Origin of the sequence: Anaplasma platys, from assembly GCF_012790675.1 — a bacterium.
Lineage (GTDB): Bacteria > Pseudomonadota > Alphaproteobacteria > Rickettsiales > Anaplasmataceae > Anaplasma > Anaplasma platys.
The window spans coordinates 158,357-183,728 of record NZ_CP046391.1; the positions used below are offsets into that span (position 1 = coordinate 158,357).

Annotated in this window: 20 protein-coding genes and 1 pseudogene; 11 read left to right on the plus strand and 10 right to left on the minus strand. The window is 45.5% G+C overall.

The features are described 5' to 3' along the window. Nucleotides 1–26: 26 nt before the first annotated feature. From ANPL_RS00640 to ANPL_RS00655, 4 genes are all read left to right on the plus strand, one after another. Nucleotides 27–3,041 carry a YhdP family protein gene (locus ANPL_RS00640; protein ID WP_169192891.1) on the plus strand — a complete coding sequence of 1,005 codons (3,015 nt, stop codon included), beginning with the start codon at nt 27–29 and terminating at the stop codon, nt 3,039–3,041. A gap of 296 nt (nt 3,042–3,337) precedes the next feature. Further along, on the plus strand, nt 3,338–4,078 hold the full coding sequence (gene pyrH, locus ANPL_RS00645; RefSeq protein WP_169192892.1) for a UMP kinase: 741 nt from the start codon (nt 3,338–3,340) through the stop codon (nt 4,076–4,078). A gap of 32 nt (nt 4,079–4,110) precedes the next feature. Then, nucleotides 4,111–4,626: a ribosome recycling factor gene (frr, locus tag ANPL_RS00650; RefSeq protein ID WP_410518188.1), complete on the plus strand. Its 516-nt coding sequence runs from the start codon at nt 4,111–4,113 to the stop codon at nt 4,624–4,626. Nucleotides 4,627–5,281: 655 nt separating this feature from the next. After that, nucleotides 5,282–6,013 carry a phosphatidate cytidylyltransferase gene (locus ANPL_RS00655; protein ID WP_169192894.1) on the plus strand — a complete coding sequence of 244 codons (732 nt, stop codon included), beginning with the start codon at nt 5,282–5,284 and terminating at the stop codon, nt 6,011–6,013. A 410-nt stretch (nt 6,014–6,423) separates the two neighbouring features. Here ANPL_RS00655 and ANPL_RS00660 read toward each other — a convergent pair whose 3' ends face one another. After that, nucleotides 6,424–9,321 carry a hypothetical protein gene (locus ANPL_RS00660; protein ID WP_169192895.1) on the minus strand — a complete coding sequence of 966 codons (2,898 nt, stop codon included), beginning with the start codon at nt 9,319–9,321 and terminating at the stop codon, nt 6,424–6,426. 226 nt (nt 9,322–9,547) lie between these two features. Beyond that, complete coding sequence (purC, locus tag ANPL_RS00665) at nt 9,548–10,276, minus strand: phosphoribosylaminoimidazolesuccinocarboxamide synthase (protein WP_169192896.1); 729 nt, start codon at nt 10,274–10,276, stop codon at nt 9,548–9,550. A gap of 126 nt (nt 10,277–10,402) precedes the next feature. Between purC and hisS the strand changes: the two genes are divergently transcribed. Further along, a complete protein-coding gene (hisS, locus tag ANPL_RS00670) occupies nt 10,403–11,686 on the plus strand; it encodes a histidine--tRNA ligase (protein WP_174764272.1) in 1,284 nt (427 codons plus the stop codon). A gap of 552 nt (nt 11,687–12,238) precedes the next feature. Here hisS and ANPL_RS00675 read toward each other — a convergent pair. Then, nucleotides 12,239–12,667 (minus strand): putative PEP-binding protein, encoded by a 429-nt coding sequence (locus tag ANPL_RS00675; RefSeq protein WP_169192898.1) that lies wholly within the window; start codon nt 12,665–12,667, stop codon nt 12,239–12,241. 180 nt (nt 12,668–12,847) lie between these two features. Here ANPL_RS00675 and ANPL_RS00680 point away from each other — a divergent pair, with 180 nt between their 5' ends. Continuing rightward, nucleotides 12,848–13,000 carry a hypothetical protein gene (locus tag ANPL_RS00680; RefSeq protein WP_169192899.1) on the plus strand — a complete coding sequence of 51 codons (153 nt, stop codon included), beginning with the start codon at nt 12,848–12,850 and terminating at the stop codon, nt 12,998–13,000. 768 nt (nt 13,001–13,768) lie between these two features. Here ANPL_RS00680 and ANPL_RS00685 read toward each other — a convergent pair. Next, complete coding sequence (locus ANPL_RS00685; RefSeq protein WP_169192900.1) at nt 13,769–14,554, minus strand: DsbA family protein; 786 nt, start codon at nt 14,552–14,554, stop codon at nt 13,769–13,771. 500 nt (nt 14,555–15,054) lie between these two features. Here ANPL_RS00685 and ANPL_RS00690 point away from each other — a divergent pair, with 500 nt between their 5' ends. Next, nucleotides 15,055–15,996: a COX15/CtaA family protein gene (locus tag ANPL_RS00690; RefSeq protein WP_236822847.1), complete on the plus strand. Its 942-nt coding sequence runs from the start codon at nt 15,055–15,057 to the stop codon at nt 15,994–15,996. Here the strand turns inward: ANPL_RS00690 and ccmA are convergent. From ccmA to ANPL_RS00705, 3 genes and pseudogenes are all read right to left on the minus strand, one after another. Next, the gene (gene ccmA / locus ANPL_RS00695) at nt 15,993–16,610 is read right to left on the minus strand and encodes a heme ABC exporter ATP-binding protein CcmA (protein WP_169192902.1); all 618 of its coding nucleotides are present in this window, start codon (nt 16,608–16,610) and stop codon (nt 15,993–15,995) included. The genes ANPL_RS00690 and ccmA overlap by 4 nt on opposite strands. Nucleotides 16,611–17,116: 506 nt before the next feature. Beyond that, complete coding sequence (dcd, locus tag ANPL_RS00700; RefSeq protein ID WP_169192903.1) at nt 17,117–17,674, minus strand: dCTP deaminase; 558 nt, start codon at nt 17,672–17,674, stop codon at nt 17,117–17,119. 171 nt (nt 17,675–17,845) lie between these two features. Then, nucleotides 17,846–18,025, minus strand: a pseudogene (locus ANPL_RS00705) (hypothetical protein); the annotation flags it as partial. Between the two features lie 36 nt (nt 18,026–18,061). Here ANPL_RS00705 and ANPL_RS00710 point away from each other — a divergent pair. From ANPL_RS00710 to ANPL_RS00725, 4 genes are all read left to right on the plus strand, one after another. After that, nucleotides 18,062–18,268 carry a hypothetical protein gene (locus tag ANPL_RS00710; RefSeq protein WP_169192904.1) on the plus strand — a complete coding sequence of 69 codons (207 nt, stop codon included), beginning with the start codon at nt 18,062–18,064 and terminating at the stop codon, nt 18,266–18,268. A gap of 143 nt (nt 18,269–18,411) precedes the next feature. After that, nucleotides 18,412–18,687 carry a cold-shock protein gene (locus ANPL_RS00715; RefSeq protein WP_169192905.1) on the plus strand — a complete coding sequence of 92 codons (276 nt, stop codon included), beginning with the start codon at nt 18,412–18,414 and terminating at the stop codon, nt 18,685–18,687. A 25-nt stretch (nt 18,688–18,712) separates the two neighbouring features. Then, complete coding sequence (locus ANPL_RS00720) at nt 18,713–20,824, plus strand: sensor histidine kinase (RefSeq protein ID WP_236822849.1); 2,112 nt, start codon at nt 18,713–18,715, stop codon at nt 20,822–20,824. 8 nt (nt 20,825–20,832) lie between these two features. Next, a complete protein-coding gene (locus tag ANPL_RS00725) occupies nt 20,833–21,975 on the plus strand; it encodes a ribonuclease D (RefSeq protein ID WP_236822850.1) in 1,143 nt (380 codons plus the stop codon). A gap of 636 nt (nt 21,976–22,611) precedes the next feature. On the opposite strand, the gene ligA is transcribed toward ANPL_RS00725, so the two are convergent. The 3 genes from ligA to ANPL_RS00740 are packed head-to-tail and all read right to left on the minus strand — an operon-like array spanning nt 22,612 to nt 25,213. Next, nucleotides 22,612–24,651, minus strand: coding sequence for an NAD-dependent DNA ligase LigA (gene ligA, locus ANPL_RS00730; RefSeq protein ID WP_169192907.1), 2,040 nt, complete (start codon nt 24,649–24,651; stop codon nt 22,612–22,614). Between the two features lie 6 nt (nt 24,652–24,657). Next, nucleotides 24,658–24,987 (minus strand): Grx4 family monothiol glutaredoxin, encoded by a 330-nt coding sequence (grxD, locus tag ANPL_RS00735; RefSeq protein WP_169192908.1) that lies wholly within the window; start codon nt 24,985–24,987, stop codon nt 24,658–24,660. Then, nucleotides 24,980–25,213 (minus strand): BolA family protein, encoded by a 234-nt coding sequence (locus tag ANPL_RS00740; protein ID WP_169192909.1) that lies wholly within the window; start codon nt 25,211–25,213, stop codon nt 24,980–24,982. The genes grxD and ANPL_RS00740 overlap by 8 nt, the downstream gene beginning before the upstream one ends. Nucleotides 25,214–25,372 lie beyond the last annotated feature (159 nt).

The window sequence follows — 25,372 nt, forward strand, 5'->3', positions numbered from 1 at the left end:
TGCTGCATAGTGGTCGATAAAGTGTGATGAATTCAGCAGTGTGGGTTTTTATAAGGTTATTGTGTGTTGGCCTTGTTTTGCTGTTTGGTGGTGTCCTGTACTACCATGTGAGCACCAAGGAGACTCTGGAGTTTCGTTCGCGCCTAATAGACATGTTTTTGGAGCATAAGTTGGCGTCGGTTTTTTCCGGAGCCAAGGTCAGTATGCAGGATGTGAAAATCACATGGCGCCGTGCTGATGAGAACTTTTTTCTGTGTGCTGCTGATGTGCGGATGGTAGACAAAAACATGGGCATCGAGGTGCTGGTTCCCGAGGTCTCTGTATATTCAAAAATAGGGATTCTGTTTTTGTGGGGGGACTGGGGGAACAGTCGCCTAGAGGTACCGAAGATAAGTGTTGATTTTAAGCATCCAGAACTTCCAAGAAAAGCTGCAACGGCCCGTTTACCATTTACCGCGAATACTCTTCGTGAAAAGATGCTTATGCTCGTACGTTCTGATGTTCCGGTAAAGATAGGTGAGTTACTTTTGCGTGATAGCAGCGGTGATAGCATAATAGTTGACCACTTACGCTTCGGGGCGGAAAACGAATATGATGGGCGGGTATTCAACCTTGAGCTGGTGAGTGGCGGCTCGGCAATGAAAGCTAAGCTGTCAGAGCACTATAAGGGAGTGGTATCGCTGCATTTAAAGTATAGTAATTTTGACACCAAGCTTTTAAAGTACTTCAGTGTCTTTGATGAAAGGTTTGCTAGGTACCAGTATCTCAAGGCTTCTGGTACCGCAGATATAGTACTTGATGCACATTCAAACGTGGAATATGGCAGCATTAATGTTCATAGTCTTGAGGGGGTATTTCCTTACCTTCATGACGAAGAAATTGTGGTGGATAAATTCAAAATGCGTGCCAAATATAGCGATGGGAAGCTGCAGGTTTCTGGTTTTGATCTCTGGGCCGACGATATGGCAATAAAGGCCGGTGCCAATTTCGATGCAGCTACGAAATATCTGACGCTCAACTTAGCTGGGTACGAAGTGGAATCTAAAAAAGTGTGTGCATATTGGCCGAAGGATATGTATGAACAGGCTCGCACTTGGTACTGCGAAAATGTGTTGAGTGGGTCATTCAGAGAGCCGCAAGTAGCCTATCATGGCCTCATATACGATATGGGAAATTTGGCAAACTACATAGTGAGTTCGCATTTAAAAGATGCGGTAGTTGCTATCGAGGATGAACTTGGCGCCGTAAATGTGGTTGATGGTGGGTTGCTGATCAGTAAGGGAGATCTGGTAATAAGGTCAGGGAATTATTCATACCGTGGCATCCGGGCCCAGGAGGGAGTAGCCATGATCAAAGGCATCCAAAAGGATGATGCAAAGTTGGAAGTGCATGGCAGATCACATGCAGATGCAGCTAAACTGTACAATGAGGTGGGAGGCGATGACTTTTTTGGCCTAGGTGGCGAAAATGTGGCTGGAAAAGCTGATACGAAGTTTTCCATTGTGGTTAAAAATCTTCACGGTGAAGAGAAAGCCACCGCCACAGTGTCTCTTACATCTGATGTGCAAGATTTTAGTGTAGAAAAAGTGCTTGGTGCTTTTCATCTTCAGAACACTTCCATGCAAGTGGAATACGAAGGCGGAGATGTAAAAGTTGATGGTAAGGGTGAGATGAATGGGCAAAGCATGTTCTTCAACGCGGATATTGCCGGGGACGAAAACGCGGGAGTTCGTTGTAAATTTGAAGGATATGTGTCAGGAGATGATCTGCAGCGTTTGAGCGTGGTTGCTGAGGGGTTTGATATAAAAGGGCAAGCTAGGACGATCATCGACTGTACTTTGGACTATCATACCGGGCAGCTTGCTGTAACGGGAATGTCCGATATTAGGGGGCTGTACATGGGAGTGGCGCAGGAAAGTGATGAAGAGCTAACGGAGAGAATGCTAACATTTTCAGCGATTAAGGAATCTGACAGCGACATATTCGTTGTAAATGATCTTCGGGTGCAGGGGAATGACACTGATGTTCACTTACACGGAAAAATAGGGGAAAGCGCGGTAGAGCTAATTTCGGAAAAGCTTCATTTTGCAGAGACAGATGCGGCAATTAATGTTAACCTTGCAAATGATGTTCTGGCTGCAAGCATCGAGGGAAAGTTCTTAGATCTCAGTAAAATTAACCTGGGTGGTTTGGTGCACAGGATGTCATCCGTGGAAAGCTCGAATGTTAAGAAAGCTAACGTGAGTGTAAAGGCGGCACAGGCTTTGATGAACAACGGAGTCCTGGTAGATAATGCGGATTTTGCGTTTGTGATAAATGAGAAAGGTGAGACGGATATCAAAGTGCGTGGAGATTTTTCGGGCAGTAACAAGGGGGTTAGCATTGATTATGGCGCAATGGGGCTGGCTGTGGAGACAGGAAATGCTGGCAAATTTTTACGTGCAATTGATGTGTTGAGTACTGTTGATGGTGGCACCTTGTCGCTCTATCTTTACCCCGAACAACACCCAGGTGAAACTAGGGGTATGTTTTCTATCAGTAGGTTCAATGTGGTTGGTGCACCCATATTGGCGCAGATACTGACTTTGTCGTCCTTAAAGGGGATTAGTAACACGCTGAGTGGTAGTGGTATACATTTCAGCAAGCTGAATGTTCCATTTAACTATAGCAATGACGTTATTCATTTTGAAGAAACGTGGATGGAAGGGGTCGAGCTAGGGATAAGTCTTGGCGGTAAGATAGACCTGAAAGCGAAGAATTTTGATGTGCGAGGACAAATAGTTCCTGCCTATGCCGTAAATAAAATGGTATGGAACACCCCGATGATTGGTAAACTGCTCACAGGGGGTGGTTTGAGTAGGGGTATTGTTGCTATTGACTATCAGGTTAAGGGGACGTCAAAGGTGCATGATATCTCGGTCAATTTTCTTTCAATTCTAGCGCCAAATTTGTTGAAGAGGGTTTTGAAAGTTCTGGATTATAAAACAAAACAAGAGGCGACAGCTCAAGTTTCCGATCCTGTTACCGAGAAAGTTGCTTAGTGTATTGCTGGCAGGTTCTTGGCGAAGTTCGCGACATGTTCGCTATGAGGTAATGTTTGTGGCGGATGATACAGGTGAGTAAGCGACGTAAGCATTTATGTCTGTTGCGTCTCGCAACTTGGGCATGAGGTACAGCTGTGTTCAGGTGGTGAAATGGGTGCTCCTGCAGGTGTTGTTTTGCATGGAGGCGGTTGTAAGTTCACAAAGTACATGTTTCTGTAGACTAGTTAGACGCGCTTATTTATTATAGGATTGTTGTGTAATTATTTGGTCCCATGGGGGATTTACGCTTGGATATGTCAGTTAGTAATGGTTCTGCGGGGCAGGTGCGTTATTCGAGGGTTTTGCTTAAAGTTTCTGGTGAAGCTCTTGCGACAGAAGGTGGTTTTGATCAGAATATCATCAAGAAGTTGTCGCGTGATATAAAAAACGTCAAGGAATTGGGGGTGGAGCTGTGCCTGGTAGTAGGTGGCGGCAATATTTTCCGCGGCTCAACCGCGACGTTTGGGTTTGAACGGGCAAGTAACGATTATGTAGGAATGTTGGCGACGATGATCAATGCGTTGGTGCTGCAGAATTCCTTAGAAGAAATAGGGGTGGAGAGCAGAGTTCTTTCGGCGATCCCGATGACTGCGGTCTGTGAAACGTACATTAGGCGTCGTGCCATTCGCCATCTTGAGAAGGGAAGGGTGATTATTTGTGCTGCAGGCATTGGTAGCCCATTTTTTACCACTGATACTGCTGCAGTGTTACGTAGTATAGAAATGCGCTGTGATGCGATTTTTAAGGGCACTCAGGTTGACGGTGTCTATTCTTCCGATCCTAAGAAGGATTGTTCTGCTAAAAGATATGACAAGGTGTCTTACCATGCCTGTTTAGCATCTAACCTCAGGATCATGGACGCTGCTGCTGTATCTCTTGCAAGGGATAACTCTCTTCCGATAATAGTATTCGATCTGAGTAAGGAGGATTCTTTCTCAGAAGTCGTGAAGGGAAGGGGAATGTTTACCACTATATCTGAATCGGAGGAAGAGTGACCAGTACAGTTAAGCAATATGCCCAGGAGAGAATGGAAAAGACCCTAGCCATGTTTCTCAACGATGTAGCAGGCATTAGGACGGGAAGAGTAAGTGCGTCCTTGTTGGATGGGGTTACGGTGCAGTGTTATGGCAGCAAAGCGAAGCTAAATACGGTTGCCAGCATCTCTGTTTCGGGGCGAAACCTACTGGTTTCGCTTTGGGATGCAAGTTTGCTTGGGGCGGTAAAAACCGCAATAGAAGCTTCAAATTTAGGGTTTGGCATGGTGTGTGAATCGAGCACAGTGCGGCTTGCTGTTCCGGAGCTTACTAATGATGTGCGAAAGAATCTGGTGAAAATGCTGAATAAGCTGACCGAAGAAGGAAAGGTTTCAATGCGAAATATAAGGCGTGACGCCATAGAGAAGCTGAAAACTATGCAGGATGACAAGGCGATCTCGGAGGACGACTTTCACAGTGTTAGTGCCGAAGTGCAGAAGATTACTGATTCTTTTATTAAGAAAATTACCGATGCCTTTACTGCTAAGGAAAGTGAGATCTTGGGATAGTGCGCTCTCTGGGGTGCCTGACTGTTGCAGAATGGGTTTTTCTCTGAGTTTGGTAGCCGTCGGCGTGTTGTGGAAAGTGTATCACCAGCGGGCAAAGTCCAGGAGCGTGTCTCCAATGGCATAGCGCGGTCTGCTAGGAGCACTGTATGGCATTGCCTAGTGGCTTTTGTTTGTGGCTAGTTCCTAGTGGCGCTGAGAAAATATCATGTAGAAAACGCCTGTTTTTGATGTGTGCATGATTTACCAGATGACAGGGTGCATTACGGCACAGTGTAGTATTCCCATATTACAGAGCTGCTGCCTGATTTCTATATGATGCATTCAGATTACCAGGTGCGTTCGTGCAGATATGTCAAACGATTGTACCTAAGATCTGGTTTTGGTTTATTGTGTACGTGAGTGTAAAAATTAGTGAGCACAGGGCAATGTTTGGTACTCTCTTTCGGCAGCAGTAGAAGCAATTCAGTCATAAGATAAAATGTAGCGCTACAAACTTTTCCTAATGTGAAATGCTTGATGACTAGTTGGTATGACGTAGGAAATATGGTAGATAGTGTCTTAATTAGGCATGTAGCAGGATTAATGTTAGGTGTTGTCGAGTGCGGCTTGAGAGCGTGCTTTTTCTAGTGGGAGTTAGGCTTTGTTTGGGGTGACTATGAAGGTCAGTGAGTTGAAGGAAAGGTATGCAGAGCAGGTTAACGGGGTCAAGGAGGCGATAGCGAATTATAGGGTGCCGGTGTTGGACAGGAATTTGCTGCTTAGGGCAATCTCGGCGGCTGTAGGTAGTTTTACGTTTTTGTTTGGCCTCTTCCAAGGAGGGGTGGTGTTTTATGCACTAATGTTTCTCTTGGTGATGGTTTCATCTTTTGAGTGGAATCAAATTACTAAGGGGAATAGGTGGTTTTATTTGGGCGCTGTAGTCACCATTGTTTTGCCGTATACTTCGATGATGTACATATACATGCTGCCACACGGGGCAATAATATTGATGTGGCTTACTCTGAGCATTTGGAGCACCGACATCGCGGCGTATTTTGTGGGACGGAGCTATGGAGTGCGTAAGATAATGCCTACTATCAGTCCCAATAAGACTTGGGCTGGCCTATGGGGAGGAATGGCGTTTAGTGCGGTAAGCACACTGGTAATGTCCATGATATTCGGTTTGTTTTTTGTGCCACATTCTTTGTTCATAGGAATGATCATAGCGTTGGTGGCTCAGTGTGGGGACTTTACAGAGTCTGCCATAAAGCGTTGGTGTGGGGTAAAGGACAGTGGGTTCATATTTCCAGGTCATGGAGGGGTTTTGGACAGGATGGATGGATTTATATTCACAGCACCTCTGGTGGCATGCTACGTGCAACGCTTTTCCAAGTTCTTTATTAGCTAGTTCAATGGCCATAAAGGCCTACGGTTTCTCAGGGATTAGGACTGCTACACGTTCTATGTTTTGGCTGCTGGTTGAGCACTACGGGTGGCTGCGGGTAATACTGGCCAAGGTTGGTAACCATAAGTGGAGAAATTTTTTCTGTATCATTTGACCTGGAAATAACTTTCAGGAAAATGTACCAACTACGGTATTAGATTTGCGCTACATGCAGCGTTAGTACGAGCTTACGTAACTACCGCGAGCAGAACTACACCACATTAACATTAGATTAGTGTGATGTAGCCCTTGCATAGATAAGTTGTTTCAAGTAGCGTCGCTCTCCAGCTTTCTATAGTGCTGCACTGCGCTTAGACAAAACCGTACCTTATCACAGTGAACCCTAGACATTGGTCTAGTTTCGCAACTAAGCACTAATAGAATATACCTGGCGTCAGACGCAGCTCATCAAGGATTGGCGCCCCCAGAACGTGCGAAGGCATACGACCGATATCTTGGGTAGCCGAGCCTGCGTCAGGGGGCAAAGCGCTTACAATACTGTCGAGCTCTAGTGCGTCATGCGTAGCAAGTTCTAGAACTGAACTAGCGCAAGTTATATGCCTCTTGGCACTGGGATGCTGATCCCAGCTTGTGTTTTCCTCTCCAGGTATCATACGTTTTCTTGCTGGATTAGAACTTTCCATTGTTGCGACTTTAGGAGTTTCTTGGGTTAAATGCTGATAACTGTAGATCCTTTTACCAGGGTGCCGGTCGTGATTAAGATTATTACATTCATTGATATTGTGCCTTGCTATTGTATTAAATGCAAGGAGTGGTGCCTGTAATGAGGTAGGGTAGTCGTCACAATGGTGTGTGTGCACCTTGGACGCGCTATGGGGCTCAATCGCCCCATCTGCCAGGGGTTCAAGTGCCGCACTGGCTGCAGGACTACTATACCAGTTGGTACTCTGATATCCATGTGGCACATATGTAGCGGGCGCTGTGGCGTAATTTTCGAAATTAGCAACTGGGAGTTCCTGAGCCGTCCCGCAATCCGTGAGACCAGGGTTGCATCCCTCTAACAACATATCGAGTGCACGTAAGTCTTCGTCGGTGAACGACATAACAGAGTCCATCAAATTTGGCATCTCATTGTCATCTATGCCATCAATGGTTGCCTGTAGCTCGTGATAGGTGGCAAGTTCCAGTGTTTTGAGTGCAGAAAATGCAGGGGTTTGACTTGAAGAGAACTTGCCATCAACTTCTGTACTCCGATGCGTAGTAGGGTCGTTAGCAGCCGCCGCTAGTGTCTCAGATGAGTCTAGAGAACTTGTATGTGATGTTGTGGAATGAGATTCCTGATCAAGAAAGGTAGGATTGGTTGGATCAAGATCTGATGCATGTTGGACTTGCCATGTGTTATTTCCGTGAGCTACATCATGAAAGAGATGGGTTTCAGATGCCTGTCCAGTTGAAGTGGGGGTACTGAATGTAGGGTGCTCTCCGTTTACTTGTGCAGGTGCATTGCTAGGGTGCGTCTCTCTTACGTTGTTCCTTGTAACAGGAAACGTATGGTGTTTGTGCGAATTTTGAGCGTTGTCAGGTGTTATTATCCAGACACGTTCAGCATTACGGAGTGTTGGAATATTACAACGTATGGACGGAAATAAATTGTCAATTATTCCACACTTTAGTTCCATATAAAATTTATGTACCTCTGTTCCGTCTCTTTGCCGCAGACCCGGCAGTGCATCCCGTAAGATAGATACGTTGGATGAATAATTCACAGTTGTTTTAGGCATATCCTTATAGTCTACATATATAGAATCAAAGAGTAGAGAGCTTGTCATGTCGATGAGAGCTCCCTGCGAACTGTCATTCCTATGCGGGTGGACGTGTTGGTGCAAAAGCTGCAGGTGCTTCACGTAATTTGCCACCAGTTTGTCTAGATTAAGAATATCGTCCTTGTGCATATCAGCCGTTTGGGTACATGATCTGTGTGCAGTGGATGCGCGGTGCTGCCTCTCACACCGCGCAACTACATCTCCTAGATCGAACACAGTCCTGTCAAGCAGATGTACTCGTTCTAGTAATGTTGCGAAGATATCTTCGAAGTTCTGCGCATCATATGGAGTTTGTATCAATTGCGGCCGTGCAATGGAGGATAGAGGATTTAAATTGTGGGTCCTGCGCGCAATGTGGTATACCCTCCTCATTCTGGCCATGTGTGACAAAGTATTCTCCCCTTCTACGCATTGTGAGGGTGAAAGCCAACGAGTAGATGCGACAAATTCTGCTGATAATGTACGAAACCTTCCTCGCAGAAGTTGACACTGTGACCGGTTGCCCATATTCCGGGATCTAAGCAAGTTTTCCATGGTTTCTAGATACTCGGATATAAGGCGTGCAAAGCCCCGCATGCCTTCAAAGGATTCCTGTACAAATTGATAGCCTAGTAGTTCGTGCTTGGGGTGCAGATCCGTGCGGGCCAGATAATTAACGGTTTCCAATAATTCAGGGTATGTTTTTCTGTGGTTAACTAGTGCCTCCAGCGATGTGATGGTGACAATTTTTTCCAAAGCCCTCAAGTACTTCATGCTAAGTTCAGGCATAGGTTCTTTAGTATGAAGTGCTAGCGCATCGCGCAATGCCGCTCTGTCTTTAACTTTTTCCACTAAAAACAGGCATTTTCTGAGAAATATGTCATTGCTTTTTGCTGTATCGTGTTCAAGGGTTTCTGCCATAAAATCTCTTAGCAGTGACGTCCACGCCATCACAGTAATAACACGAGGCAGCGCTCCATAACTCTCTAAAAACTTTCCAAACACACTTTTACGTAGTTGCGTTAAATAAGACGGTAGAGAAAGGAATATATAAAGTATTCCTTCCGTGGCGATTCTTCCAACCCTCCCCATTACGCGTCCAGGTGCAGAATTGCAATTATACTTTTTTCTAATTGGTCTCAACAGTTCACAAAGCTTCAGCAACATCTGCTCGGTCCGTTCTCCGTCGGCATCAATTTGTGCATCAGTCAGGGGCGCAGCACCATTTTGCCCGTGCATGCCGTTATGTGTACGCTGATAAATATTGTGTAACTCACCAATGATATCTGTAATGGCACTTGCAGTTTGAATGGCTTTTGATGTCTGTTCTGGATCGATTACTCTTTCTCTCCCGGAAGGGCCCACGAACATCTTAAAGTGCTGCCTTATCTCCTCCATAGAATTGCGTTCAAAGAAATTCGCAATAACTCGACTTGCCTCTCTTACAGCCAAAACTCTCAATTCCTCACAATTTTTCCGTATCTGCTGACGCAGGACTCCTGTATTCATGTAGATTATTCCTAAATAAATTATTGAAAAATTAACTATGTGTTTTTTCTTTCATAAAAGTCAATAGGTGTACTGTGATAAAGTTGTTCGGCTGCAGCTACAGTGGCCATTTATGGCAACATGGCATATACTAATGAAATTCTACGGGCGGTAGTTTTGGTTTTGAGGATAGCAAATTCCAACGAATTCCAGTTGTGCGTGAAGGGAGGAAGATGGCTGTGTGTTGTTAATGAGTCGGAGCGTATTGCTCGAGTCTGCGTAGAACCTCGTTATAACCCTCACCAACGTCTCCTAGTTTGAATCTGTACAAATCTTTATCGAGCACCTTATTTGTAGTGGAATCGCGAAGTCTGCAGGTATCAGGACTTATCTCATCTCCCAGGACTATTACGCGATCCTCAATTGAGAATCCGACTTCAAACTTAAAATCCACAAGAGTAATTCCTACATTTGCAAAAACCTCACGGAGAACGCAGTTTATGTTTAGTGCCATGGAGCGTATTTGTTGCAGATCGTTTTTTGTGACGATATGAAAACAGACTATATGGTCTTCCGTAATTAGCGGGTCACCTAGGCGGTCGCTTTTGAGATAGAACTCCACCAGGGGCTCTGGAAAGACCTGTCCCTCAGCTATATCAAACTTTTTGCAGAGACTTCCGGCAGCGACGTTTCGTACGACAATTTCCAAAGGTACCATGTCCAACTTCCGCACCAGTTGCTCTCTGGGGCTGACAAGCGATACGATATGTGTCGCGATATTGTGTCTAGCGATGTGTGACAACAAGATATTACTTATCTGGCAATTTGTTGCGCCCTTTCCTTCTATGTAATCGGCCTTGACAGAGTTAAAGGCAGTTATGGTGTCTTTAAAATGCTGCACTGCAAGTTTGTCGTCATGGTGACGAAACAATATTTTAGCCTTGCCTTCGTGTATGACTGCCCGCTGATTCTCCATAGGTGATCCCTAGATTTTGGTATATTCTACAGTTCGAAGGTAGTTTTGTAAAAAAAATGTACACATGTGCTGCTTTGGTGACATGTCACCAAATGGGGCCGTGGGGTCATAGTTCTAGGTGCAGGAATAATGAGTGGTAAATTGCAGCCCGTCAGGGGTACCAGAGATTTGCTCTGGGGGGAGTGTCGCAAGTATGAGCATATTCGTAACGTCGCCAGCGAGATCGCGGAAAGATACGGGTTTTTGCCGATACAGACCCCGATCATGGAGCACCAGGAGGTTTTTAGCAAAACTTTGGGTGACGCTACCGATATTGTGGGCAAAGAGATGTATCTTTTTCCGGATCGTGGCGGAGATAACTTGGTTCTGCGTCCGGAGTTCACTGCTGCGATAGCCAGATTATTTATCTGTGAAAACTTACAATTGCCGGCTAAACTATTCACTGAAGGGCCGGTGTTTCGCTATGAGAGGCCGCAAAAATGCCGTCAGCGCCAGTTCCATCAAATAAATTTTGAGCAGATTGGTGTAGCGGGAAGTGCTGCAGACACTGAAATGATCTTGCTGGCTTGGAGTATTTTAGGAGCACTTGATCTCGGGGGTAAGGTAGTGCTGGAGATAAATTCTCTGGGGGACCCGGCAAGTATGGCAGCATATAAGGAGAAACTACAGGATTATCTGAAAAAGCACCATCAAAGCTTGTCTGAGGAGAGCCAGAGGAGGTTAAGCACTAATCCCTTGCGAATTTTGGATTCGAAGAATGACAAGGACATCCCCATAGTGAGTGCTGCGCCTGTGGTCACAGATTTTTATGATGTGAACGCGAAACAAGCTTTTGATGACGTAAAAGCAAATCTTGACAAGCTGGAAGTGCAGTATGTTGTTAATCCCAGGTTGGTGCGGGGGCTGGATTACTACGGTGGGCTGGTCTTTGAGTTTAAAACTACATGTTTAGGCACCCAGGATGCAGTGATAGCTGGGGGGCGTTACGATGGTCTTATTTCGATGATGGGTGGTCCTTTTACGCCTGCAGTGGGTTTTGCTGGTGGGGTTGAGAGGTTGGCAGCGTTGTTTGACTACTCTAAGGAACATAGATTCTGTGTTGCGATTTTGCCCATATGTGAAGAGGCTACTGGCCTAGTATTACTTGTGGCGCACAAACTTAGGATGGCGGGAATAAAGGTAGCTTGTGATTACGCAATAGTGAAGTTGAAGTCAGGGTTGAAGAATGCGAACAAACTTGCTGCGGATGTTGCACTGATTTTTGGTGAGGAGGAATTAAGTCGTGCTGCGGTGTCATGCAAGCACATGGCTACGGGAAAGCAGGAAGAAGTGAGCATGGAGAACTTGGTAAGATACCTGCTGAGTGTGGCAAATGATCTGGGCATGACCGTAAATTTTGATGTGTTCTGAGATCAATCAATTTTAATTGAGCGCTATCAGAAGTTTGTGAGATTTTCGTTATGTGTCGGGAGCTTGTATAGCAAGCTAAAAGACACAGTATGTGCCGTTTTTTATGCATTGAGTTCTGTAAGATGCTGGAAGTGTTAATGCAGCAAGATCAGCATGGTTTCGACGTGCTCTTTCTCGATGCGGATGTCCATTGAGCAACTGCAAGTGCCTAAGGAAAATTGCTCGTTTCTTCTGACAGTCCGGGAGTGAATAATCCCAAAGCGCAAGCATCTTATTTGCTTATATGTCCTGCAGACGTTGGTAATACTTGTGTATTTTGTTTTATTGCAAGGCAAAGCAAGATGCAGGAGCGAACGTTCTACGGCGTAGGTGCTGTACACCCTCAGCTATGGCAGTGCGCCGCGGAATATTTTTGTATTTTTACAGTGCATGTGTCGGTTGTTGTATAGATGCAAATGAGCTATTGGGGAAGTTTCTTGATTATAACTCTCAGGTTTAGTGTAACACGCAATAGTTGAATAAGCGCCGAGATATGGCTGCCACGGTATGTTATCATGATCTGTAGTAATCTGTTATCCCAAGTTCAGAGCAAAGTTTCATAGCTTGAGGAGTATTACCATGTTCGCCACAAAGACCTATTTTGATGTTTCTACCAGATTTGCGAACTAAGTCCACAGCGATAGTGATGAGTCTGCCTGCGCCGTCGATATCCAAAGCCTCAAAGGGATCTGATGAAAACACCCCGGAATCTATGTAGTGCTCAGTGAATTTTGACGAATCATCACGAGAAATACCCATGGTAGTCTGAGTAAGATCGTTGGTGCCAAAGCTGAAGAAATCAACATGTTTAGCTAACCTATCAGCTAATAATGCCGCTCTTGGCAACTCAATCATAGCTCCTACCCTGTACTGGATGCCGTGAAACTTCAGAGCTACATCCTTTATGATGTTGCTCACTATCACTATTTCTTGCTCGTCCATGACGAACTCCTTACGAGGAAGAAGCGAAAATGCTCTTTAACACGGTTTAGGCACGCCGCATGGGGCTTGGTTAGCGCCTTGTTTTATGGGCACTGGTTCGCTGGAGTCGGCGGCTGCAGAGGGTTTGTGTTTTCCACAAAGTTTTTTAGGATTACTTTCTACCTTGTTTGTGGGGGAGAGATGAGAAATATATTGGCGATGACTGCTGATATGCTTCAAGCAGATAGGACAATTTGTGTAATATCTTGGATACTAAGAGCGCTTACTGGCCTGCTAAGGACTGAGTGGTGGCTGTACAGGGCTTTAAGAGTTCGTCAAAATTTTGTGTTGTAATGCTGGAAGCAGCTAGATTTATAGCATTACGTTGAGGCATATCGGGATTGTGGCTAACAGCTGTTAGCGTCGCGAAATATTGGTTTCTTTGGCAAATGCAGGTACGCAAGCGAACGTTTTCTCAAGTAATTCTGGCACATCCTACGTGCCGTGTGCAGCAAGTTTTGTATTGTTTATGGTGGAACTAGGGATGTGTTGTAGTTTCCAGAGATACCTTCTGCTGTCGACCGGACTGCGCAAAAGAAAAGAGTAGTGCGCTAGCATCCTAGGTTTCGACAGCTAGAGGAGTTGACACCTCACGTCATGATGTGCATCTTGCGCTTCTATTTGGTAACAGGTTTGTGTTGCTTATATGCTGATAACCAGTGCTGCACATGGTTGCCGGAGATACTTTCTGCTATCGTGCCAGATTGTGGAGAAGAGTGTGCTAGAGTATCTAGTGCTAGACAACTAGAAGAGTGGCTGCACGCAAGAAACTTTCTCGTGCAGCCTCTACAGCGCATTGTCGTGCTCCTCCTGGTACGTAAGCGTGCTTCCAGGTTTCCAACTAATGTGAAAGCCCAGGGTAGATAGGGTCTGTTCCAGATACTTTTGTGCGGCGCTGTGTTTTGGCTTGGTTTCTACCGTAACGCTGCAGCAATCACTATGAGCTTCAGGGACCTGTACGTGACCTGTTCACCACATAGCTTCGAGTATGCAGCTCAGGATACGTCACTCTGCCTCACACTCCAAGGCTCAGCCATGGCTGGATTTTCTTCCGCAGTGACGTTACGAGAAAACCTTTGTTGCTTTTATAGATTTCGCTATCTTAGCATCCTTGGCTGCCTGGATAAGATCGCGTAATGTTGGTAGGTCGCTAGCCCCTACCAATACGGAATCACCCACTATAACGGCTGGGGTTCCCCTTATGTTAAGGTTATCGGCGAGAAGCTTAGTCGATTCCAGCATGCTCTCTATTTTCTCCTTATTTTGTGCTAGTGACTTTAGATAGTCCTCCCTAGAGATCCCCACGGATTCTACCAAGTCCGGCATCTCAGCCTCCCAGAACTTTCCGTTGTGTGCAAGGGCAGCGAAATAAAAGTCGATGTATTTCTCAGGATTTACAAAATACACAGCTAATGCTGAACGCGCAGCAAGGGTAGATGCATCCCCTAGTAACGGTAGGTCCCGAAACACTATGCCAACTTTCCCATCGGCAAGTAGTTCCTTGATATTTGGTAGCATGGATCTGCAATAGCCGCACGAATAGTCAAAGAACTGCACGAGGAACACGTCACTTTTTTTGTTGCCGAATGTTGGGTAAGAAAGGTCATCGATCAGGTCCTTATTTTCCAGAACTTTCTTCTTCATTTCTGACCTATTTAACGCAACTTGCCCCTTACTTATGGCTGTTATTACTTTGTGGGGATTTTTGTATACGTATTCCTCAATTATAGCCTCTATCTCCTGGCGATTTTGGCTTTTGACACCAGAGGCCCATTTACTTATCAGAGGAAAACTTGCCACCAATACTACAAGGCTTAACAGGCAAAAAATCCGTCCTAAAGATCCCATGTTGTCGCTCCCCGTCCAATGTGACCACGACTAACATAATACCCATTGGCAGTCAAGGTCCCAGTTGGTCAAATCCCCAGTGTAGGCGGCTTGTAATCTCAGTGTGTTATGCTCTAAAGCGGATTAGTTGGGGCTTTTTCTTTAAGAAATCGCAAAACTTTGTTGAGGAGCGTTGTCAATGAGTGGCATTTACTGTTAATGTCTAGAAAATGTTTTGGGTAGGTGTGCCAAAAACACAGGGAAAGTTTTTGTGTTGGTTAGCGTGCTAAAAGCAGCAGTGACACAAGCTAAGTTTGTGAATGTGTACACAGGAGCGTAATGCGAGGAGATGCTCATTGCCCCGATCTATTTCTTCGTGTTAACATGGGCGATACTCCGTGAGTACAGGAACCGGAGTTTGAAGTTGTACTGCTTACTATAGTTGTCCATCAGGAATTATTGTCATGAGTTCGCTACAAAGTGCAATCTGGTTAGGAGTTTGCTGTGGCATGGTGATGCTTATGGTATTGGTGGGAGGTATGACTAGGCTTAAAGATGCAGGGCTGTCGATTACGGAGTGGAAGCCTATTACAGGGGTGATTCCCCCTATTGGGGATGAAGCTTGGGCTAGGGAAAAAGAAAAGTACCAGAAGACACCCGAATATCTTTACGTTAACCAAGGCATTTCCCTCAGTGATTTTAAGCGTATATACATGGTAGAATACCTACACAGATTGCTAGGAAGGGCGCTGGGTATGGTGTTTTTTATTCCGCTGGCGTACTGGGGTCTGCGCAGACAAATCAATAAACGGCTTGCGATAAGACTGGGCATTATAGCGATTCTAGGGGCATTACAGGGAGTTGTTGGTTGGCTCATGGTGAAGAGTGGTCTCGTCGATGTACCACATGTTAGCCATTATCGTTTGGCAGCGCATCTTTTCCTCACGATTCTTATTTTCTCGTTGTTGTGGTACAGCTTCCTGGAGAGCATGGGAGTTGGTATCATAAAAAATGTGGCTACCACAGGACGCGTTGCGATTGGTCTGACAGTTGTTCTCACTTGCACTCAAATGGTGTTTGGTGCGTTGGTAGCTGGCTTAGATGCTGGTCTAATTTACAATACTTTTCCCCTAATGGATGGCGCCGTTATTCCGCAGCAGATCCTTTCTGGGCAGCTAATAAATGCCAATATGCTAGGTGATGTAATGGTAGTCCAGTTTCTGCATAGACTTTTAGGAACAGTGGTTCTTTTTCTTGCGCTTGTGATGCCGTTGTTTTTACGCCATAAAGCCGCCGTCTGGCTAAGTGCTTGTATGTTGGTACAATTTCTGCTTGGGGTAGCAACGCTGGTTCACTCTGTTCAGGTACACCTTGCTTCCATGCACCAGGTATTTGGTTTCGTGGTATTAGCAATAGAAGTCTACATCTCACGTTTGGTCTTTGAACGAAGTCGGACTGCCTAACAATGCGGACTATAGGCTTCAAGATCTATGGTATTGGCATTCTCAAGTGATAGCTCGCTCCCGTGATGGGATAGCAAAACTATGCCTCTGCGCTCGGCCCTTGTGGATATCAAGTTGTGCACCAACAATGCAGTTTGTGTATCCAAGTTCGCAAAGGGTTCGTCTATCACCCATATGTCTGTGTTGAACACCAGTAGCCTAGAGAGTGCTACCTTGCGTTTCCATCCCGAGGAGAGATTCTTATATTTTGTGTCCAGAACCTGATGTAATGAGAAAAAACTCACTGCAGCAGGAATAAGCTCAACGTTATTCCGCATTGTAGCCCACATTTCCAGCATATTTAAAGTGGTTAAATGGTCAATGCAGGCGTTAGTGTGTCCAATATAAGTTATATCTGAGATATTGGAACTGGAAGTCGAGATTGCTTCTCCATTTAGGCGAATGCAGCCAAATGCCACTGGTACTAGCCCAACTATGGCCCTCAGCAATGTGGACTTTCCACAGCCATTTTTCCCAGCGATAATGGTAACAACGCCGCTGTCAGCGCTAAAGCTCAGATTTTGAAACACAACCCTATTACCGCGGATACACGATACGTTAGAGCACTCAATCATGCTATACCTGTGAAACTCATTTAACCACACTCAGCCGGCACCATGTGCACAGGTGTCATATATCTTCATTGCGGTCCGCGCCCATGTGAGGTACCAGCTGGTGACCTGCCCAGTAAAATACTGGCACGTGCCCATGATAGTCGGGTGAAGATCGAGGGCCAACAAAATTTTATGCATGTTCATCATGAAAGTGCTAAGCATGCCCAAGGTGGTAGTTTTGGATTTGTGCATCGGTCGCGCCTGTGAATAAAGCTCTACTTACTTGTCATATGTGTTCAGCGCAGTTGGCACCATGATATGGGACTTGATATGCTATAGATGCGCCAAGATCTATGCGGAGCTAACAGGAAAGGACTCCGCCTTGCGTGACAACGTCCACGATAAAGCAGCTGCAGGAGCATATTGTTATGAAAGGAAACGCCGGAAACTGCCCAGCACGGATAGTGCGAGCGGCCACTACAAACGATGGATGAAAGGGAGTGATCCCACACGCAGGCCGACGGTTACTAGCCTACTATAGGCAAAGTTACTTCGCTTTGCCCCATGTATTTCCCGTCTATTTCATCGTATGCGATACTACAGCGCTCTTTGCCTTCAAGAAATATGAACTGGCAGGCACCCTCGTAGGAATACACCTTAACAGGAAGAGGTGACGTATTTGAGAACTCTAGGGTCACATGACCTTCCCACCCTGGTTCCAATGGTGTGACGTTTATCACTATTCCACAGCGCGCATAAGTTGACTTGCCCACACAAATCACCATCACATCCCTGGGAATCCTGAAGCATTCCACGGTTTTCGCCAGCATAAAGCAATTCGGAGGGATCACACAAAAGTCACCCTCTATGTCGATGAAACTGTCGTGTGAAAAGTTTTTGGGATCCACAATCACAGAATGGGTATTGGAAAAGATCTTGAACTTACTGTCCAACCTAGCATCGTACCCATAGGAAGACAGCCCGTACGACAACACGCCGGCGCCCTCTTTGTGATCCACAAAGGGAGATATCATTCCTTGCTCTGTAGCCTTCTTCTTTATCCAGTGATCAGGTAATACTGACATAGGGAACCACGTAGAATCAAGGAACAAACCCGTGGTGAACTCTAACGTTTATCCCGTTTACGTGCAAGTAAAAACTCTTGGCTAGGGATCGGGGCAAGTACACGCGAGGGTAACCAGCACAGGGTGCGTTTAAATTTAGTGGCTGGTACTTAGGCTTAATATACTAGCGTGTCACGCAGTATTATCGTGGATGTTGTTGCAAGATAAGAATACTTGGTAGCCGCCATCGTACCGCGCCATAGTATGTTTCATCCAGTTCTCATCGTCCCGTTCCGGAAAATCCTCACGGGCATGCGCACCCCCGCTTTCCTTATGGTTTGCCGCACAGTCAACTGTCACTACCGCCTTCGGTCTGGTAACTGTGAAATCACGATCTATACATATTGGATGGCTGGTAGTGTTATAGGTTTAAAGCATGCAGTAGAGGATACAGAGTTCCTGCAGAGCATGCAGGCAAGTAGTACTTGTTTTTATATCGCAGAGATTTTCAGAGAGTTTGCGGGCAAAGGTGCAGGGTCTGCGTCTTTGAAAACTCCTGATGTATGTAGCCTGAGTCATGCACTTTTAACGCGTTTTGACCACGTTATCTGCTAGGTAAAATATGCATAGCAATAATATTTCTCTTGCAATGCCAAACATTAAAATATAGTCTCGGAGCGCCGTGCATGGTACAACTCAGGCGCGTGTGTGCCTGAGTGTGTGATGCGGTTTTTTGTCTGAATATTTAAGGTTTTTTAATGTCTCAGTTAGTAGATGGGAAGGCGTTCTATACCGGTCATGTTAAGTGGTTTAGCGTAGAGAAGGGCTATGGGTTCATTTGTAAGGACAGCTCAGAAGGTGGTAAGTCGGGCGGTTCTGGATTAGGACAGGGTGAGAAGGATGTCTTTGTGCATATTACATCACTGCAGAGGAGTAGAATAGATAATCTCAGGGAAGGCCAGAAGGTTAGGTATCAGTTGGATGAGAATAACGGGAAGGTCTCTGCGGTTAACCTAGAGGTTATTTCGGAGTAGTAGGTTCGACCTGGTCGAGGTATGAGTGCGACGAGGTTTTTCTAAGGAGGGGAGACGCCTGTTCTCGGGTGCTTTCGAGAGCGCTCTAGCGAGTGGTTTTTTTTCTGTTTTGTTGGCGTCCCTCAACCTGTTTCTTTTTTTCCTTTTATCAGATATCTTAGATGCTGGTCACCATGCAGCCCCTTGGGACATTTCTCTGTGGTTGATGGGCGGGTTGCTTCTTTTTTTCCTTTTTGTATCGGTTTTGTCCTACTGGGTGGTATACATCTGGGTGCGATGTCGGCGTAAGGAGCTGGGCTTTAGACTTCAGGCGAGAGCAGTGTTGATATTCACCTCTGTGGGGATAATCCCTGCTGCTATAGTGTCGGGATTCTCCTACATGTTTTTTGATTATGGAGTGAAGGAGTGGTACAAAGAAAGTATCCTGCCAGCTTTTACCAAATGTACCGCAAGGATCTTAGGGCAGGATAGGATTTACAACGACGTGGTTTTGAAGTCTGATTTTGCTCATCTTTTTAAGTATCTCAAAACTTCAAAAGGTAATCTCCATGCGAAGGATATAATCCGTAGTGCAGAGATCTTTGATTTTTCTAGAATATTACTTGTCAGAAACGATGAGATTATTGCAGATAGCGGCGATGACGAGAACACAGCCCAAATTCTGATCGAACAAATGGACCTTCATGAGGCCAAGAGCCCTGTGGTTTCCGTTGGTGAAACGGCTGTACACATAGCGCAACTTTTGGATGACGAAGCGCAAACTTACTTACTTGCCGTGCGCTTTGTGGATCAAGTTCCTGTAGGTGAATCTTCATATAATGGGAAAATTCCTGATTATCTTAGAGATATAAAACACCATCTGGTGGTGTTGCAACTACAGCTTTCCTTAGCATTTCTTTTTCTGTTTTTGGTGATCCTTTTTGTTTCAGTGTGGCTTGGTGTGGGGTTTGCGGAAGGCATTTTGGACAGCCTGTCAGAGATCTTTTCTGCTACTAAGCGAGTGCAAGAGGGTGATTTTGATTGTGAAATCGAATGCAAAAAAGTTCGCATAGGTGAAGAAATTTCTACTGTAGTGCATGCATTCAACCAGATGGTTGTGAAGCTACGTAAGCAAAGGCAGCAGCTCACAGATGCTTATAGTGAGATAAATGTGAGGAAGAGTTTTGTTGAACGGGTGTTGTCGGGAGTTTCCTCTGGGGTGATTGCTCTTGATTCAGCGCAGTTTGTGACCTTGATGAACAATAGGGCAATGGAGTTGCTAGATTGTAAGGAGGCTGATAGGCCGTTGGGAGAGGTGTTTCCCGAAGTGACGGGACTTATAATGAGTACTCGAAGTAGTGGAGACGTCATCATTACGCGAGGGCAGCGATCTTTGACTTTATCCGTAAACGTTGAATGTTTGGCTGCTGATCGGGGATTTATAATAACTTTTGATGACGTTTCTCAACTGGTGGAGGCTCAGAGAAAAGCTGCGTGGTCCGATATAGCACGTAAGATAGCCCACGAGATAAAGAATCCCATGACTCCAATATATCTTGCTGCTGAAAGGATAAGTAAAAAGTACGCAGACCAAATTGTGACCGATAGGGAAACCTTTCTCAGGTATGCTGACACCATAATGAAACAAGTGTCCTGCATTAGCAGCATAATAGATGAATTTGTGTCGTTTGCGAGAATGCCGCGTCCCACCTTTAAAGAATGTAACATTTCTGCTATTATAAGGAGCGTGAGCTTATTGGGACAATTTGGCAGGAATACGGTCCGCTATGATCTGAGTTTGCCCGAAGAAGATGTGATGGTTTGGGGGGATCGTGAGAGGATTTTGCAGGTTTTCGTGAATGTGTTTAAGAATGCGTGTGAATCCATTGACGCCAGTCAAAATGCTGGGAGTGGATATATAAAAGTAGTAGTAACAGCGCGAGAGACGGGCGGTGTTACAGTTGATGTGAGGGATAATGGAGTGGGTTTTTCAGAGAGCCTCGTCGGCAAGCTCACGGAGCCGTATGTTACCACAAGGGAGCACGGTACTGGGTTGGGGTTAGCGATAGTGAAGGAGATTTTGGAAGAGCACGGTGCCACTATAAGCTTTCGGAATTCAGGAGAGGGTGGATCCGTCTTAGTTACTTTTTCAAAGTGAGCGCGAATGTGTTGATACGTTCCACTGGTAAGTTATCTGAGTTTTGTGCCAGGGTGCTACAAGATAGTCCTGAAAGCGTCGCAATAGATACTGAGTTCTCAAGGAGCTATAACGAGTACTATCCTAAGTTATGTCTATTGCAGATAGCCTATGGTGACGTTCATTGTGTCGTTGATGTATTAGAAGAAGGCATAGACCTTGCTCCGCTACAGACGGTTTTCAGTAATCCGCATATCTTTAAGGTTTTTCACGACTGCCGTCAGGATCTTGACGCGATCTCTGTGATATTTCCGGAGTTGCCAAAGCCTATTTTTGATACGCAAATAGCAGCCATGTTCTGCGAGTATTATGACAATTCTGTTGGCTACTCGCGTCTAGTGGAGCAGTTTTTTTCCATAAGGTTAAACAAGCTTTCCTTCAAGCGAGTTGATTGGTCCAAGAGACCGCTTTCAGAGAGCAAAGTTAGGTATGCAATTGACGATGTTATATACCTGCACAAGCTTTATGGCATCTTGCGTGATATATTGTCAGAAAAGGGGCGATTATCTTGGTTTTTACAAGAGATGGAAATTGTGGAATGTGGCTTGGTGGATAATTATGCAAACCTCCTTGAAGGGATGGATTTTTTCTCCGACTTGACGGAGCAAGAGGCGGTAGTGGCAAGGGCAGTAGTCGAATGGCGGGAAAACGTAGCACGTGCTTTAAATGTGAATAGAAATGTTGTTTTGAGCTCTAAGGGAGTCCTGGAATTAACTAAAGACTTCCTTGAGTGTGGCAGCGAGGATGCGCTAAAAAGGCATGTGCGGGAGACGTATTTGCGGCAAATACAAATCAGCCTTTCTGAAATAATAGACGGTAACATGAATAACAAGCCCGAACTATATGGCAAAGATGGCAACGACCGAAATGTTTTGAACCTACTCTCCATACTGTTACACAGCGGTTGCCTTGAGAATGGCATATCGCAAAAGTTAGTGGCTTCAAAGAGAGATCTAGTGCGTGCCATAAGCCTCCTGCCGAGCGATATTATGCAGGGTTGGCGATACGAATTTTTTGGACATAAAGTTGCAGATTTTATTGAAGGCCGTACTAAGCTGGTCTTTTCAATGAAAGGAGATATGCATTTGGATGTGTCTACAATAGGACCCTAATTTATGTCTGCCGTAGCTTATGGCCATGGGGCGCTACCGCGACTTAAAAGAGCTGTTAGCAATGTTGGCTCCCGCAGGGTGTTGTGTCGTGTTTTTGCGCTGAATTAGGACAGTCATGCGTGTTGCGTTATAAGAGGAATTCAGGAAAATAGGAGATGCTTTCTGTAGAAGCGCACTAAAAACGGTGAGCCTCGTGATAAGAAGAGTTTTTCTCGTGCCAGCCCACGTTCATCACATATTTGCCCAGAATCTATAAATATGTAGCGTTTTTTTTCTCTCTTTTTTGTCCTGCAACACCTGAAACACGTACCGGCAAGTTTGGAAGTCATAGGCAGATGTAGCCTGTGACCATTGGAGGTAACTGTAACATGAAGCTAAGTCAATGTGGAAATTCCCGGTTCTAAGCGTTGCCAGGAATGTGTTTAAGCGTGGTAACAATTTATTGTTGCGTAGCGGGCCAGCTGCTGTCTTGTGTCCATGGTTAGTGCTGTAATACTGCGTGATGTTTCACGTATTTTTCAGCTAATGGTTGATATCTCATTGCAATAACATAGGTGTTTGTCATGAAGAGGTGGTGCTTTCTTTTAGGAGATTGAGCAACGCAGCTGTTGCGATATTCCTGTCTTAGTTGGGGATTCAAGCTCCAAGTTCTATTGTAATGTCATGGGTGCGGAGCAACTCCAACCACGCAGCTTCATCAATGGATTCTATTCCCAGTTTTTCTGCAGCTGCCAGTTTACTACCCGCGTTAGCTCCGGCTACTAGTAGATCGGTATTTGATGATACAGCATTGCCAACCTTTGCCCCCAGTTTGGCCGCGAGCGCCGCAGCTTCTGACCTGTTCATGCTTTCTAGAGTTCCAGTAAATACTATGGTCTTGCCAGTAATCGCAGACTCTATGGCCGTGTTACTTTCGTTATCCAGGATATTAAGTCGTTCGAGCAGAGCTTTTATCACTTCGATGTTTGTAGTCGTTGAGAAAAACACGCGTAGTGACTCGACGCTTTTTTCCCCTATTCCGGTAATATCGTCCATCTGTCCTGTGGTGGATAAGAGCATCATAGCATTTACCCAGTTATCGCAAGACTTGTAGTGTTCTGCTAAAATTTTGGCCGCCCCTTGGCCTATATATCGTATGCCCAAAGCATAGATAAAGTTGCCGAGCTTTACGGTGGATCCTTGCCTAATGGAATCTAGGAGGTTGGATATGGACTTCTCTCCCCAGCCATGCTCAGCAGCTAGGTTGGCGCCTCTTATCTTGTCTTCCAAAACGAATATATCAGCAACATTTTTGATGTATGACGCGTTACAAAAGAACTCCACTTGTTTTTTTCCAAGCCCAACTATGTTTAGTCCGTCCCGAGAGACAAAATGTCTCACCCGTTCCAGTAGCTGTGCATTGCAGGATAGCTCTGCCAGACAGCGCATTGCTACTTCTCCAGGCTCTCTTACCAATCCGCTGCCACAGGATGGGCAATTTGCGGGAAACACGAACTCTTTGTGAACAACATTGCCTCTAGCAGCACTGTCTACTCCGACGATCTGCGGTATAACCTCCCCGGCTCTTTTTACTATAACGTGGTCTCCTACACGAATATCCTTGCGTTCTATCTCATCTAAATTATGAAGACTAGCTCTTGAAACCACGGTTCCGCCTATGTTGATCGGTTCTAACTCTGCCACCGGAGTGACCACTCCAGTTCTGCCAACTTGTACGGTAATATCGAGCAATCTAGTCACGGCTTCAGTTGATGGAAACTTATACGCGGTAGCCCACCGTGGAAACTTGCCGGTAGCCCCAAGCAACTTCTGGAGTTTTATGTCATTTATTTTATAGACTATACCATCTATATCGTACCCAAGAGTGCTGCGGTTATTGTACATTTTGGTATGAAATTCGAATGCTTGCTCTATTGAGTCGGTGAAAAGTATGTCAGAGTGGGTATGAAAGCCCCAAGCTTGCAGTTGTGATATAACTTCCTGCTGCGTGAGTAGTGTGCTGCCTGCTATGGAATATGCTATATAACGCAGGTTCCTTTCTGCGACTATGGCGGGGTTTAGTTGTCGTATCGATCCCGCCGCAGCGTTGCGCGGGTTGGCAAAATTACATTCACCCTTCAGTTTTGCAAAGTCATCGTGGTGCATATATATTTCACCGCGAACCTCAGTGGCAGGGGCGGACGTCGATATTTCATGTGGCAGACCACGCAGCATTTTGGCTGCAGCAGTTATGTCTTCTCCCAAAATGCCATTACCACGGGTTGCGACTATTTTCAGTTTGTCATGCTCGTAAAGTGCCGAAAACGACATCCCATCTATTTTAGGTTCGCATGCCAAGGTTAGTGGGTGCTGATCCGCCAGGTCCAAGCGCTTGCGTACTCTAGCAATGAACTTTTCCACATCCTGTTGCGTAAAAGAGTTCTCTAGCGACAGCATGGGCTCACGATGTGTAATTTTGGGCAGCCGCGACTCTATGTATTGTGAGCCGACAACTCCTGTGTAGTCATCAAAGGAGCTCAGCTCAGGAAATTCCTCAAGCAGCACGCGTTTCTCTTGCACCAGTGCATCATACTGGGCGTCTGAGATTTCAGGAGAATCTTGACCATGATAAAGCCTATCATGGTGTTTTATTTGAGCATTTAGCTCCCGTAACCGCTGTCTTTCTCTGCTGGGCATGCGACTCTATCCAGCTATTATGCCTTTTTCCTGCAGCAGTGCTTTTAACTCGCCGCTATTGTACATCTCTCTAACTATGTCACAGCCACCGATGAACTCTCCCTTTATATATAGCTGTGGAATTGTTGGCCAATCGGAAAACTTTTTTATCCCTTCGCGTAGCTCTGGACACCGCAGGACGTCAACGTCCTTAAAATGTACATTAATATTCCTCAAAGCGGCAACGACAACACTTGAAAACCCGCACTGTGGAGCATCAGCAGTGCCTTTCATATACAACACAACATCGTTGTTCTCTATGTCCTGTTTTATTCTCTGAGCAACATCACTACCCATCACGCTCCCCCACGCTTGTTTGAATTTGGAGTGCATGCACTATCACCCCGGACAGCGCATCGTACACCATTCTATGCTGTTCAATTTTTGATTTCCCGCAGAACCTAGCTGAAACAATCCTGATTGCATAGTGATCATCGTCATCAGCAAGTCTGGCTACATCCACAACACCACCAGGAAATGCGCTGCCCAGCAGCTCTCTCAATTTCGAAATTTCTACGGCCATCGCAAAAGTTCATGCAGGAGACAAAACGTATAGCACTTTTTCAAGCCTTGGTAAACACCGACTTGGCGTTCTAGATATGTGCAATGCGCACTGCACAATGTGAGTGGCCGGAGGGCTCCTTTTAGTGCTAATGCTATGGTTTACAGAGACCATCAAAGA

Bases quoted from the DNA above. Each gene is read 5' to 3' on its own strand.
- ANPL_RS00640 (WP_169192891.1), top strand. From the start codon at position 27: ATGAATTCAGCAGTGTGGGTTTTTATAAGGTTATTGTGTGTTGGCCTT.
- pyrH (WP_169192892.1), top strand. From the start codon at position 3,338: ATGTCAGTTAGTAATGGTTCTGCGGGGCAGGTGCGTTATTCGAGGGTT.
- frr (WP_410518188.1), top strand. From the start codon at position 4,111: ATGGAAAAGACCCTAGCCATGTTTCTCAACGATGTAGCAGGCATTAGG.
- ANPL_RS00655 (WP_169192894.1), top strand. From the start codon at position 5,282: ATGAAGGTCAGTGAGTTGAAGGAAAGGTATGCAGAGCAGGTTAACGGG.
- ANPL_RS00660 (WP_169192895.1), bottom strand. From the start codon at position 9,321: ATGAATACAGGAGTCCTGCGTCAGCAGATACGGAAAAATTGTGAGGAA.
- purC (WP_169192896.1), bottom strand. From the start codon at position 10,276: ATGGAGAATCAGCGGGCAGTCATACACGAAGGCAAGGCTAAAATATTG.
- ANPL_RS00675 (WP_169192898.1), bottom strand. From the start codon at position 12,667: ATGGACGAGCAAGAAATAGTGATAGTGAGCAACATCATAAAGGATGTA.
- ANPL_RS00680 (WP_169192899.1), top strand. From the start codon at position 12,848: ATGAGAAATATATTGGCGATGACTGCTGATATGCTTCAAGCAGATAGG.
- ANPL_RS00685 (WP_169192900.1), bottom strand. From the start codon at position 14,554: ATGGGATCTTTAGGACGGATTTTTTGCCTGTTAAGCCTTGTAGTATTG.
- ANPL_RS00690 (WP_236822847.1), top strand. From the start codon at position 15,055: ATGGTATTGGTGGGAGGTATGACTAGGCTTAAAGATGCAGGGCTGTCG.
- ccmA (WP_169192902.1), bottom strand. From the start codon at position 16,610: ATGATTGAGTGCTCTAACGTATCGTGTATCCGCGGTAATAGGGTTGTG.
- dcd (WP_169192903.1), bottom strand. From the start codon at position 17,674: ATGTCAGTATTACCTGATCACTGGATAAAGAAGAAGGCTACAGAGCAA.
- ANPL_RS00710 (WP_169192904.1), top strand. From the start codon at position 18,062: ATGGCTGGTAGTGTTATAGGTTTAAAGCATGCAGTAGAGGATACAGAG.
- ANPL_RS00715 (WP_169192905.1), top strand. From the start codon at position 18,412: ATGTCTCAGTTAGTAGATGGGAAGGCGTTCTATACCGGTCATGTTAAG.
- ligA (WP_169192907.1), bottom strand. From the start codon at position 24,651: ATGCCCAGCAGAGAAAGACAGCGGTTACGGGAGCTAAATGCTCAAATA.
- grxD (WP_169192908.1), bottom strand. From the start codon at position 24,987: ATGGGTAGTGATGTTGCTCAGAGAATAAAACAGGACATAGAGAACAAC.
- ANPL_RS00740 (WP_169192909.1), bottom strand. From the start codon at position 25,213: ATGGCCGTAGAAATTTCGAAATTGAGAGAGCTGCTGGGCAGCGCATTT.